The 12119-nt window shown below is 52.0% G+C and carries 16 protein-coding genes and 1 tRNA gene; 6 read left to right on the forward strand and 11 right to left on the reverse strand.

Annotation, left to right across the window (positions count from 1 at the left end; translation table 11 throughout):
• Position 1: 1 nt before the first annotated feature.
• Positions 2-238, forward strand: coding sequence for a YebV family protein (locus FDX22_RS07275; RefSeq protein ID WP_161959030.1), 237 nt, complete (start codon positions 2-4; stop codon positions 236-238).
• Between the two features lie 102 nt (positions 239-340).
• The gene (locus tag FDX22_RS07280) at positions 341-532 is read left to right on the forward strand and encodes a YebW family protein (RefSeq protein ID WP_045444034.1); all 192 of its coding nucleotides are present in this window, start codon (positions 341-343) and stop codon (positions 530-532) included.
• On the opposite strand, the gene pphA is transcribed toward FDX22_RS07280, so the two are convergent.
• The 4 genes from pphA to yobA form a co-directional block, all read right to left on the reverse strand.
• Complete coding sequence (gene pphA, locus FDX22_RS07285; RefSeq protein ID WP_146716932.1) at positions 533-1174, reverse strand: protein-serine/threonine phosphatase; 642 nt, start codon at positions 1172-1174, stop codon at positions 533-535.
• A gap of 413 nt (positions 1175-1587) precedes the next feature.
• Positions 1588-1926 carry a YebY family protein gene (locus FDX22_RS07290; RefSeq protein ID WP_146716933.1) on the reverse strand — a complete coding sequence of 113 codons (339 nt, stop codon included), beginning with the start codon at positions 1924-1926 and terminating at the stop codon, positions 1588-1590.
• Positions 1927-1942: 16 nt separating this feature from the next.
• Complete coding sequence (copD, locus tag FDX22_RS07295) at positions 1943-2815, reverse strand: copper homeostasis membrane protein CopD (RefSeq protein WP_115258190.1); 873 nt, start codon at positions 2813-2815, stop codon at positions 1943-1945.
• A 4-nt stretch (positions 2816-2819) separates the two neighbouring features.
• Complete coding sequence (yobA, locus tag FDX22_RS07300) at positions 2820-3194, reverse strand: CopC domain-containing protein YobA (RefSeq protein ID WP_146716934.1); 375 nt, start codon at positions 3192-3194, stop codon at positions 2820-2822.
• A gap of 144 nt (positions 3195-3338) precedes the next feature.
• Between yobA and FDX22_RS07305 the strand changes: the two genes are divergently transcribed.
• The 3 genes from FDX22_RS07305 to exoX all read left to right on the forward strand — a co-directional run bounded on the left by FDX22_RS07305 (position 3339) and on the right by exoX (position 5012).
• Positions 3339-3563, forward strand: a complete 225-nt coding sequence (locus FDX22_RS07305; protein WP_096756688.1) for a DNA polymerase III subunit theta — start codon at positions 3339-3341, stop codon at positions 3561-3563.
• 106 nt (positions 3564-3669) lie between these two features.
• Entirely contained in the window at positions 3670-4326 is a 657-nt protein-coding gene (locus FDX22_RS07310; RefSeq protein WP_115258187.1) for a carbon-nitrogen hydrolase family protein, read from the forward strand.
• Between the two features lie 23 nt (positions 4327-4349).
• Positions 4350-5012, forward strand: coding sequence for an exodeoxyribonuclease X (exoX, locus tag FDX22_RS07315; protein WP_096756686.1), 663 nt, complete (start codon positions 4350-4352; stop codon positions 5010-5012).
• Here exoX and ptrB read toward each other — a convergent pair.
• The 4 genes from ptrB to yebG all read right to left on the reverse strand — a co-directional run bounded on the left by ptrB (position 5009) and on the right by yebG (position 8672).
• Complete coding sequence (gene ptrB, locus FDX22_RS07320; protein WP_186805283.1) at positions 5009-7069, reverse strand: oligopeptidase B; 2061 nt, start codon at positions 7067-7069, stop codon at positions 5009-5011. The two genes, exoX and ptrB, sit on opposite strands and share 4 nt — an antisense overlap.
• A gap of 86 nt (positions 7070-7155) precedes the next feature.
• Positions 7156-7815 carry a tellurite resistance TerB family protein gene (locus tag FDX22_RS07325; RefSeq protein ID WP_117343339.1) on the reverse strand — a complete coding sequence of 220 codons (660 nt, stop codon included), beginning with the start codon at positions 7813-7815 and terminating at the stop codon, positions 7156-7158.
• A 93-nt stretch (positions 7816-7908) separates the two neighbouring features.
• Complete coding sequence (gene yebF, locus FDX22_RS07330) at positions 7909-8262, reverse strand: protein YebF (RefSeq protein ID WP_096756683.1); 354 nt, start codon at positions 8260-8262, stop codon at positions 7909-7911.
• A 119-nt stretch (positions 8263-8381) separates the two neighbouring features.
• The gene (gene yebG / locus FDX22_RS07335) at positions 8382-8672 is read right to left on the reverse strand and encodes a DNA damage-inducible protein YebG (protein WP_115258185.1); all 291 of its coding nucleotides are present in this window, start codon (positions 8670-8672) and stop codon (positions 8382-8384) included.
• 131 nt (positions 8673-8803) lie between these two features.
• On the opposite strand from yebG, the gene purT reads away from it, so the two are divergent.
• Entirely contained in the window at positions 8804-9982 is a 1179-nt protein-coding gene (gene purT / locus FDX22_RS07340; RefSeq protein ID WP_146716936.1) for a formate-dependent phosphoribosylglycinamide formyltransferase, read from the forward strand.
• A 316-nt stretch (positions 9983-10298) separates the two neighbouring features.
• Here purT and FDX22_RS07345 read toward each other — a convergent pair.
• The 3 genes from FDX22_RS07345 to FDX22_RS32560 all read right to left on the reverse strand — a co-directional run bounded on the left by FDX22_RS07345 (position 10299) and on the right by FDX22_RS32560 (position 12115).
• A tRNA-Asn gene (locus tag FDX22_RS07345) sits at positions 10299-10374 on the reverse strand.
• A gap of 99 nt (positions 10375-10473) precedes the next feature.
• On the reverse strand, positions 10474-11961 hold the full coding sequence (locus FDX22_RS07350) for an EmmdR/YeeO family multidrug/toxin efflux MATE transporter (protein WP_304571754.1): 1488 nt from the start codon (positions 11959-11961) through the stop codon (positions 10474-10476).
• Positions 11962-11980: 19 nt separating this feature from the next.
• Positions 11981-12115 carry a DUF5951 family protein gene (locus FDX22_RS32560; RefSeq protein ID WP_370316880.1) on the reverse strand — a complete coding sequence of 45 codons (135 nt, stop codon included), beginning with the start codon at positions 12113-12115 and terminating at the stop codon, positions 11981-11983.
• Positions 12116-12119 lie beyond the last annotated feature (4 nt).

A 12119-nucleotide genomic window follows, 5' to 3' on the forward strand; every position in this document is an offset into this window, starting at 1 on the left:
GATGAAAACCAGTGTGCGCATTGGCGCTTTTGAAATCGACGACGCCGAGTTACACGGCGAATCGCCGGGAGACCGAACGTTAACCATTCCGTGTAAATCCGATCCGGATTTATGTATGCAACTGGACGCCTGGGATGCCGATACCAGCGTCCCGGCTCTCCTTAATGGCGAACATTCTGTTCTATTCCGCGAGCACTACGATCGTAAGTCAGATGCCTGGATCATGCGTTTTGCCTGATTCAAAAAGAACCCGTCGCCAGACGGGTTATTTATGTCTCCATTTCCCCCACGCAGTAACCTCTTCTACACTATCGGTACGGCAGTATAATTTGGGGATGGAATGTTCACGCTGGTTCTTTTTGTTTGCTACCTGGATGGCGGTTGTGAAGACATCGTGGTCGATGTCTACAATACGGAACAGCAGTGCCTTATTTCGATGGACGATCAGCGGATTCGCAATGGCGGATGCCTGCCAGCAGATGGCTACATCGACAGCTTCTGGCGACCTGCGCAGGAATATAGCGATTTTTGATTATTGTAATTGCACCATCGTTAGCTCGCCGCCGAATACCGCACCGGTATCGATATAGTGCAGGTTATCAACGTCCAGACGATGGCGCAGCGGCGTATGACCAAACCAGAAATGGTCCGCGCCACCAATTCCGCCACTTTTGTTCATCAACCGCGAGCGATCCCACAATACCCGCTGTAAATCGACATGCTTTTGCCATTGATATTCATCATCCGGGTAATCGGCATGGGCAATAACGTGCACACCATTCTGACAGCGCAGTTCCACAATCCAGGGTAATTGCTGACACGCCTCAAGCGCATGCCTCGCCGCCGGTTGCACGGCATGGGTAAACCACTCTCCCCCGTTCATTTGCCACAGCAACTGTTCTCCCGTTGTCAGCGCATCCAGCGCCATCTGCTCATGATTCCCCCTGACCGCTACCATCCAGTTTTTACGCAATAACACCAGACAGCGCAAACTGTCTGGTCCACGGTCAATCACATCACCGACTGAAACCAGCAGATCCTGCCACGGATCAAAACGGCACTGGCGCAATTTAGCCATCAACATGGAAAAACAGCCGTGGAGATCCCCCACCACCCAGACGTGGCGCCAACGCGTACCTTCTATTCTCTGGTAGACAGCATCAGGGTGTTCCATTCGACCTCCCGGATAGAGCGATCGCCCTTATAATAATTTAACAATAGCAGCAAAAAAGCCTGGACGATTGAGGGGCGGAGTATGGTATGGTTTGGGAAGAATACAGCATGCGACACGCAGTGTTTTGCCCTGGACGGCATCGTATTCGACAGATAAAAAGAGACCGAATACGATTCCTGTATTCGGTCCAGGGAAATGGCTCTTGGGAGAGAGCCGTGCGCTAAAAGTTGGCATTAATGCAGGCTAAGTTACCCTGCCATTTAAGAATAGATGACAGCGCCAGGTTTTCCAGTCCGCGACCAAAGTGGCCTGAAAAAAAGGACGATTGTCACCCGCTAGAATGCAAAAACCGCAAGTTCTGCAGCCAGAACGTTGCGGTTTTTTATTGGAAATCAGAAAGCTACATCTGACAATTAACAGAGCTTTTCTGCACGCTCAATAAACGGGGCCAGGCTCATTTTGTCGCCAGGCTTTGCCGGATCGTCAATCTGGATAATGTCGATCGGTTTGGCGGTCGTTTTACCGCTTGCTACCTGCTGTCTGGCAATATCGTTCAGCGGGTATTGCACCAGCGTGCTGGGGTTGATGACATACAGCGCATTACCCGGTCGGCACGTCAGCATCACTTCTTCGCGATTAAACGCCCACTTGTCTTTGCCAACCTCAAAGCGACTGACGGTAATAACCTGCGGCGCGGCCAATGCAGCTCCTGAACTTGCCAGCAGGAACACAGAGATAATCAATTTTTTCATACGTTTTGCCAGTCCATCAGAACGGTTCCAGGGTTGCAAACAGGCTGACGATTGCCAGCACGACGGCCCCTATTCCCCATTCAATCTTAGTCATCCAAATAAAATAGAGAGTCATGCAGCGATTATCCTGCTGCATACGTGGTACGAGAACATACCGGTTCGCCAGCGCAATCGCCACCATTAGCGCGACCAGCACACATTTTAACAACAGAAGTTGCCCATAGGCTGCATGCCAGGGAAAGGATAATCCGACAATAAACAGGCCGTTGGTGATGCCCGTCAGCAAGACGCCAATAACGAAAAGATGCCCAAAGCGGGAAAAACGCATCATGGTGGCGATCGCCTGTTGTTGCCAGCGGCCTTGCGCCATTCTCATACAGTAAAGAACGGGCAGCAAGCCGCCAAACCAGGCAGCGGCGCAGACCAGATGCAGAGCGTGATTAAGCTGCTGCACCGCCCGCGTTGCGCCGTCATGCAGCGTCGCATGTCCGACACCGGCTAATAAAATACACTGCGCAATCGTCAGCATCAGCAGCAGTCGTGACATACTGCGCGGCACAATGAGGGTCACCACCAGCGTAACCAGCGCGAGGATAATTTGCCACAGCCATACGCCGCCAAACTGCGTTTGCAGGACCGCTCCCCATATATCAACGGAGAAAACATCCTGCCAGCCGGACCCCATTAATCCCCCTTGGACAGCCAGCATCAGCGTCGCGCTGATAAAGCTCCACATCGCGGCATGGCGTTGCAGGCGCATAAAACGGCGCATCATTAAACGTCGTACCGAAACAGGTGCCAACCAGGCGCCGTACAGCGCACAGCCAAATACCAGCATTAAAGAGGTGAAATGGATAAACCGCAGCGTAACCCAGGTGAATGCCAGCATCGTTTTATTTCACGCTAAAGGTATAGTGTCCTTTGGTTTTGTGACCGTCTACCGACACAACGTGCCAGTCAACCGTATATTTTCCGGCGTCCAGCGATTGTTCCACAGGAACGAGCAGTTGCGTCTTATCCTGCTCATTACGCGTCGCCTTACCCGTTTTAATCGGCTGCTGCTGTGGGCCTGTCAGCGTTGCACCGCTGAATGCAGGTTCAACGCCCTCTGAAAAATTCAGGGTCAGCGCCTCAGGAGACGCGGTAATCTGCGCATTCGCCGCCGGATTTAGTTGCGTCAGGTGTGCATGTGCCAGTGCGGCAGGAGAAATCAACGTGGAGACGAGAGCGATGAGAGCAAAGCGAAGTGAGGATGCAGATGAAGCCATATCAACTATTCCTTTTTGTTATGTCTAATCTATAGAGAATAACCTTCTACAATGAACGAGTCGAGAATCATCAATTCAGGCTTGCCATTAGCGCACACTCTTAGTAACTTTTGCGCGCTACGGGATACCTATAAGGAGAAACGCATGAATCTGGCCAAACTCGAACAATCTGAAATGGATAAGGTCAATGTTGACCTGGCCGCCGCTGGTGTCGCCTTTAAAGAGCGCTATAACATGCCTGTTGTTGCCGAAGTCGTCGAACGTGAGCAACCCGCACACCTGCGAGACTGGTTTCGTGAACGGTTAATTGCGCATCGTTTAGCGTCCGTTTCCCTCTCACGTTTACCTTACGAGCCGAAAGTTAAATAAACCTTATAATACGTTACGATTCCTTACATGATGACTGCTACAGTATAAGTATATTCTTAATCTATACTTTAGAGATGATTGTAGACACTATGAAAAGGAAGTCATTATGTCACACTGGAAAATTGCCGCAGCGCAGTATGAACCGCTTCAAACCTCACTAACTGAACATGTCGCCCATCACCTGCAATTCATCAGGGCGGCGGCCAAATGCCAATGTGAATTGCTGGTTTTCCCCTCCCTTTCTCTATTAGGTTGTATGGATGAAAGCGATGAGCTGCCAGCCCCACCCGATGAATCTCTGTTGCAGCCCCTCGCCCACGCCGCGGCGACGTATCGCATGACCATTATTGTGGGATTGCCGGTTGAACATAACGAACGTTTTGTGAAAGGTATGGCGCTTTTTTCGCCGTGGATGACCGCCCCCTTAATGTTCCACCAGAGCCATGGGGCTTGTATTGCCAGACAGCGAAATACCATTAGCGTTGTCGACAGCCAGCCAGAAGGCATCGATATTGATCCTGCGTTTTCACTGTTTACCACCTGCCAGTGCGTCAGCGAATCTGAACTTCTCTCATCAACCTCTCGCCTGCAACGTTTCTCGCATCAGTTCGCCATTGCGGTACTGATGGCCAATGCGCGCGGAAGCAGCGCATTATGGGATGAACGGGGCCGTTTAATTGTTCGCGCGGACAGCGGCTCACTTCTCTTAACCGGCAAGCGCACCTCTCAGGGTTGGCAAGGCGATATCATTCCATTACGCTAGGCGTTTTCGGCCAGGAGCATGGCATGCTGCGCATAATAGATACAGAAACCTGCGGTCTGCAGGGAGGCATTGTTGAGATCGCATCTGTCGATGTGGTTGATGGCAAAATTGTGAATCCGATGAGCCACCTGGTGCGACCCGACCGCCCCATCAGCCCGCAGGCAATGGCGATACATCGGATTACGGAAGCCATGGTGGCGGATAAACCGTGGATTGAAGACGTCATCCATCATTATTACGGTAGCGAGTGGTACGTCGCGCACAACGCCAGTTTCGACCGTCGCGTATTGCCGGACATGCCTGGGGAATGGATTTGCACGATGAAGCTGTCCCGCCGCCTGTGGCCGGGGATAAAATACAGCAACATGGCGCTGTATAATTCCCGCAAGCTGAGCGTACAAACCCCCGTTGGTTTGCATCAGCACCGCGCGCTATACGATTGCTACATTACCGCGGCACTGCTGATCGACATCATGAACACCTCAGGCTGGTCGGCAGAGCAAATGGTCGAGATCACCGGTCGCCCTGCGCTGTTAACCACATTTACCTTTGGTAAATACCGCGGTAAACCCGTTTCCGAGGTGGCAGAACGCGATCCGGGCTATCTGCGCTGGCTGTTTAATAACCTTGACAGTATGAGCCCGGAACTGCGGTTAACATTGAAGCACTATCTGGATAACGCCTAGACGGCCGCGTTGCCGGGCAACGTCCCCTGCGCCAGGCCAATCAAAAAGGCGAACTCAAGGGCCACACCTTCATAAGATTTAAAACGTCCGGACTTGCCGCCGTGACCGGAGTCCATATCCGTACACAGCAACAGTAGATTGTCGTCCGTTTTCAGCTCCCTCAGTTTCGCTACCCACTTTGCCGGTTCCCAGTATTGCACCTGGGAGTCGTGAAGCCCGGTGGTGACCAGCAGATGCGGATAAGCCTGTGTGGTGACGTTATCGTATGGGCTGTAGCTTTTCATGTAAGCGTAATACTCCACATCCTGCGGGTTGCCCCACTCTTCAAATTCCCCGGTGGTGAGCGGGATCGACTCGTCCAGCATCGTTGTGACTACGTCAACAAACGGCACTTGGGCAACCACGCCGTGAAATAACTCCGGACGTTCGTTAATGGCGACCCCCATCAGCATTCCACCCGCGCTTCCTCCCATGCCGTAGCAGAGTGAAGGCGCTCCGTAGCCCAGTTTGAGCAGCGCGTCACAGACGTCGAGATAATCGTTGAAGGTATTTTTCTTCTGCAAGAATTTACCGTCTTCGTACCACTGCTGCCCCAGCTCACCACCGCCACGGACGTGGGCAATAGCATATACAAAGCCGCGATCCAGCAGGCTCAAACGGCTGCTGCTGAAATCAGCATCCATGCTGGCGCCATACGAACCATATCCATATACCAGCAGTGGATTTTTCCCTTTTTGGAAATGCCGCTGATGATAAACCAGTGAAACCGGCACCTCTACGCCATCACGGGCGGTTACCCACACATGCTCGCTGCGGTAGTTTGTCGCATCAAAACCGGGGACATCCGTCTGTTTGAGCACCCGTCGCTCTCCCGTGTCCATATCCAGTTCAAATAGCGTGTCCGGTGTCGTCATGGATGAATAACCATAGCGCAGCCGCGACGTCTCCGGTTCGGGATTATAGGCAAGCCAGGTGACATAAGCCGGATCGTCAAAGGCAATCCCAACCACTTCACGCGTCTTACGGTTGATCTGCCGCAGGCTGGTTAAGCCCTGCTGACGTTCTTCCACCACCAGCCAATCGGTAAACAGCGTAAACCCTTCCAGCATAACGTTTTCACGCGGCGGAATTAACGCTTCCCAGGTCTGTTCATCACGCATACGGGTACGGTACAGACCAAAGTTTTTACCCTGTCGGTTAGATCGCAGATAAAACGCGTGCTGATAGTGATCGAGGCTGTACTCATGGTCTTTACGCCGCGGTAAAAAAACCAACGGTTCAGCGTCGGCCAGCTCAGCGTCAAGCAGCAGAACCTCACTGGTGGTCGCACTGGCAATATGAATAGCGACATAATGCTGCGAAGTCGTTTTGTGCAGACTGACATAAAACATATCGTCTGCCTCTTCATATACCAGCCTGTCTTCGGATGACGGCGAACCGATGGTGTGTCGCCAGACCTGATACGGCAGTAACGTTGTTTCATGCTTACGCACGTAGTAGAAAGTTTGCGAGTCATTGGCCCAGACGAGTTCAGGCTCGACGTTGTCGAGGACTTCCGGATACCAGTTACCGCTTTGCAGATTGCGAAAACGCACACCATATTGCCGGCGCGAGAGATAATCCTCAGCCAGCGCCATGATGGTGTTGTCCGGGGAGATTGCCAGACCGCCCAGTGTATAAAACTCGCTGTGAGCTGCGCGCTGGTTTCCGTCCAGCAACGTATCCCAGGCATCCCACTCTTCGCTGAGCGCAGACTGACGCTGGTAAATGGCATACTCACAACCGGGCTCATAGATATGCCGGTAGCGATAACCGTTTTTCACGTAGGGAGCCGAAACATCCTGCGGGGGAATACGGTCGATAATTTCTTTCAGCACGCGATCCTGTAATGCCTGCTGTGAGGCCATAACCTGGCGACCATAAGCATTTTCTTGCTGCAGGTAATCGAGGACCTCTGGCTGCGAGCGCGTGTCATCTCGCAACCAGTAATAATTATCGACGCGGGTGTCGCCATGTTGCGTCATGGCGTGTGGAATACGAGGAGCGTTCGGTAGCATGTCATTGTTCTTTTGCTTAATCATCCTATAAGGGTGGCAAAAGTCAGCAATGATGCAAGCGAAATATGCTCCTGCGCCGTAACTATTTAGCCCGGCAATGCCTGTTTTTGTTGCTTAAGATCTTGCTCAATACCTTCTCGAACATCCTGTGGGATCTTTAACGCATCGCCCAGCGCGCTCAGATAGCTGCGCTCCATAAAGTGGTCGATATCAATCGCCGCACAGCTGAGGAAGTAGATTTCCAGCGCCTCTTCTTCGTTGCGGATCCCCTGTGCCAGACGCTGAGGATCCAGCGGTTGCTCAATGGCGCGTTCAATCAGGATACGCCCCTGGTCTTCTACTCCCGCTTCACGCAGCTGCTGATCGATGGCCGCACGCTCTTTTGCATCGATATGACCATCGCTTTTTGCCGCAAAAACCAGCGCGAGGATCAGGCGTTCAGTCCGCTCATCCACCGGCGTACTTTGCACGCCAAACTGCGGCTCATCCTGATGCGCCGTGCGGACTTTATCTTTGTATTTGTTCCATAACACGCTACCAGCCACCGCGCCGCCACCGACGAGCAGCGCACTGGTGCCGTACTTGGTCAACAATTTGCGCGAGGATTTATTGGCTACCAGTAACCCCGCCAGTCCGCCTAATGCGCCGGGAACCAGCAATTTGCTCAGTCCCTGATCGCCCGAAGAAGACGCGGAAGATCCTTTTTGCCCAAGAAGAGATTGCAGTTGATTCAGCCAGTTAGCCATTTTGCCCCTCAAATACTGACGATTAATTATCACAGCGTACCCGAGGGGATGTCAGGAAGTGTCTATTGTAGCAAAAGATGCGCAAATACCAGGTTACTGCGCCAGATACTCTGCGCTGCCCGTTTTGCAATCAACCTTCACCTGATAGCGAATATCCGCACTCTTACCGCGCACGGTAAGTGGTACCGTCCACTGCCCGTCTTTGCCGACAATGTCCTGTGGATTAACCCAGGCAACAGGATCGAGTTGTCCCAGTTTTTTCTGATCGTCAGCCCAGCGCACGATACGATTTTGCTGATAATCACGTTTCACGCTCGCAGCAATACCGTCGGCGTTCAGTCCCTCACACTTGGGAAACTGAACGGTCTTACTTTCCGTATTTGCAGCAAAGGTCGACACGCTGGCGGATAACAGCAGCAGGCTTAACAGCGTTTTTCTTTTATTCATTCTTTTCTCCTTTATCCCCTTCGTCCTTCAGGCCGCAGAAATGCAACGCGAAATCAGTTGGGTACAGCACAATGATTCAGGGAAAAGCATGGTACAAAACGCCGGGAGCGCAAGTCGGATCAGGCTGCTTGTGTGTCATCTCCGTCGGACGCCGTGTTTTCTACTGCCTGAGGCGACGGCAGTTTGCCGTTTTTCAGGATCGCACTTAGCACGTCTTTTTGCTCGGCCAGCCACAGAGAAAGCGCTTCACGCTGTTCATCTTCCAGCGCGACCGGCGACTGCTCCAGCCAGGTGTCTAGCAGGTCTGCTGTATCCAGCATTTTGTCATACGCATCGGCTTCCTTTTTGCTGGTAAACGACATTTTTTCCTCACCTTCCCGAATGACTACGTATTTAACTTCAACCGCCATTTTGCAGCCTCTTAAATTACCTGTAATTATGTACAGTATATTCTTTTTCAGCCGCAAAATCAACCTGGTAATAAAGACAGACGCAAACGTTTTCGTATATACTGCGCCCAGATAAAACAGGGGATTAATTTATGACGTTATTAGGCACAGCGCTGCGTCCGGCAGCAACGCGAGTGATGTTATTAGGTTCAGGGGAACTGGGTAAAGAAGTGGCGATTGAATGCCAACGCCTGGGTGTAGAAGTCATCGCCGTGGATCGTTACCCCGACGCGCCAGCAATGCACGTAGCCCACCGTGCGTACGTGATTAATATGCTGGATGGCGAGGCATTGCGCGAGGTTGTCGAGCGCGAAAAACCCCATTATATCGTGCCAGAAATTGAAGCTATTGCGACGGATATGCTGGTAAAACTGGAACAGGAAGGTATGAACGTCGTGCCTTGCGCGCGCGCCACACAGTTGACCATGAACCGTGAAGGCATTCGTCGTCTGGCTGCTGAAGAGCTGTTATTACCCACATCCTCTTTCCGCTTCGCCGATAGCGAAGCCCGCTTTCGTGATGCGGTGGCTGAAATCGGCTTTCCATGTATCGTGAAACCGGTAATGAGTTCTTCCGGCAAAGGTCAGAGCTTTATTCGCTCCGCTGAGCAGCTTACCGAAGCCTGGGAATATGCCCAGCAGGGCGGTCGAGCCGGTGCGGGACGCGTGATAGTGGAAGGGGTGGTGAATTTTGATTTTGAAATCACCCTACTCACCGTCAGTGCCGTTGACGGTGTGCACTTCTGCGCGCCGGTAGGCCATCGCCAGGAAGATGGCGATTACCGCGAATCCTGGCAGCCGCAGCAGATGAGTGAACTGGCACTGAAACGCGCACAGGAAATTGCCCGCAAGGTCGTGCTGGCGTTGGGCGGTCACGGATTGTTTGGCGTAGAGCTATTTGTTTGCGGTGATGAGGTAATTTTCAGCGAAGTCTCCCCTCGCCCACACGACACCGGCATGGTGACGTTAATTTCGCAGGATCTGTCCGAGTTTGCGCTGCACGTCCGCGCGTTCCTCGGATTACCCATCGGCGCAATCCGCCAATATGGTCCGTCCGCATCAGCCGTTATCCTGCCACAACTCACCAGTCAGAATGTGACGTTTAATCACGTAGAAAGTGCCGTTGGCGCAGGTTTGCAGCTTCGTCTGTTCGGTAAGCCGGAAATTGATGGCTCACGTCGCTTAGGCGTTGTGCTGGCAACAGATGAAAGCGTTGACGAGGCGGTTGAACGGGCAAAGAATGCTGCCGCACAGGTGAACGTCGCAGGATAAAATATCGGGCCTTCTGGCCCGTTTTAAGGTATTCCGTCGGACCGAAAAGCGTAGTGGACTGCACCCCAAGATTGGTTATCCAACTGAATAAGGTGCAGTTTTTTTTGACTAAATCACAATATTCCCAGGAAACGAAACTGACGTTAGTTGACCGTATTCTCTCCAAAAAGGATCGGACCCTTCGCACAGCAAAACGTTTTGGATAAACAATTTTCGATAGGTGAAACCGCCGCCTGGCTTGCTATCCCGACTCAAACGGCTGTACTGCGCTAAAAGCAAAAAACCCGCTTAGTTTCCTAAGCAGGTTTCTTAAATATGGCTCCTCTGACTGGACTCGAACCAGTGACATACGGATTAACAGTCCGCCGTTCTACCGACTGAACTACAGAGGAATCGTGTGAACGGGGCGAATATTAGCGATGCCAGTCAGCGTTGTCAAAGCCTGAATGGAGAAATGCGATCGTTTGCCGAATATTTCTTCATTTCGTTGCTTATTCAGACGCAACGGGTTGTTTTATAGACTTTTCCCGTTCCGAACGCGGATACTTCCATAACCATCGCCCGGTGATCATGCGCCAGTAAAACAGCGCAGCACGCACTGCCCAGTCGAAGAACATCCCCATCCAAACCCCGACGACCCCCCAATCTAAGACGATCCCGAGGGTATAACCTGCCACCACGCGACAGCCCCACATGCCCAGCATGGAAACCCACATCGCAAAACGGACATCGCGAGCCCCCTTAAACCCGGAAGGAAGAACCCACGATGCCGCCCATATCGGCATAAATGCCGCGTTGAGCCAAATCAGAACAACTATGACCTCTTTTACATCCTGATCGCGGGTATAGAACGAGGCCATTAATCCGGCAAAGGGAGCTGATAACCAGGCTATGGCGGTTAAACCAATTGTGGATAGCCAGAATACATGCCGCAACTGAATCTCAGCCTGGGCAATCTGTCCATTTCCCAGACGCCGCCCGGTAATAATGGTGGAGGCAGAACCCAGAGCATTGCCGGGCAGGTTAATCAGTGCTGCGATAGAGAAGGCAATAAAGTTACCGGCAATGACGCTGGTTCCCATCCCTGAGACAAACATCTGAGTGAGCAGCTTACCGCCGTTAAACAGTACTGATTCGATACTCGCAGGAATACCGATCCCCATCACCTCCCAGATAATGGCAAAATTCAACGGCTTAAAATAGCTCTTCAGGGGAATCCGCAGCGCCGGGTTAAAACCAATCATCAATACCCAGATAATGGCGACAGCGCCGATGTAACGAGAAATCGTCAACCCCAGCCCAGCGCCTTCAAACCCCAGCCCTTGCCAGGAAAAAATACCGTAGATCAGGATACTACTGATGATGATGTTCAGTATGTTCATACCGCCGTTAATCAGCAGCGGTATTTTGGTGTTTCCAGCACCGCGTAGCGCCCCACTGCCGATCAACGCAATGGCTGCCGCAGGATAACTGAGCACCGTCAGTTCAAGATACGTTAGCGCCAGCGCTTTAACCTCAGGTGTCGCTTCTCCGGCAACGACATTAATGATCTGTTCCCCAAAGTAATGAATGATCGCGGCCAGCACGACGGCAAAAATTGTCATGATCACCAGCGACTGTCTGGCTGCGGCTCGGGCTCGACGACGATCGCGTTTTCCCAGACTAAAGGCCACGACTACCGTGGTGCCAAGATCGATGGCGGCAAAAAATGCCATGATGACCATATTGAAACTGTCGGCGAGGCCGACGCCTGCCATCGCTTCTTTGCCCAGCCAGCTTACCAGGAAGGTACTCAGTACCCCCATTAAGAGCACGCAGGTATTTTCCAGAAAAATAGGTACGGCAAGCGGGGTGATTTCGCGCCAGAATAGAACTTTATAACTCTTGCGTTTGGCGTACCAGGGCGTGCGGGAAACGACCTGGCGTAAGGCAGCGGAGACGTTCAAAATGGACCTTAATGAAGAAAGTTGAAACCTCATTTCAAATGATGCGGGAGAATCAAAAAAGCTGCAAAGTTTTTTCCATATAAAATGTCTGTAAATGCAACAAACTGTCGAGAGAAGCACCAATTGATACGCATTGAAGGAAATGGGGTTTGACAAAATATTTTTCGCCGCTAAGATAAGCCTCCACACCG

The sequence above is a fragment of the Citrobacter sp. TBCS-14 genome (assembly GCF_005280805.1).
In the GTDB taxonomy this organism is placed as follows: Bacteria; Pseudomonadota; Gammaproteobacteria; order Enterobacterales; family Enterobacteriaceae; genus Citrobacter; species Citrobacter gillenii.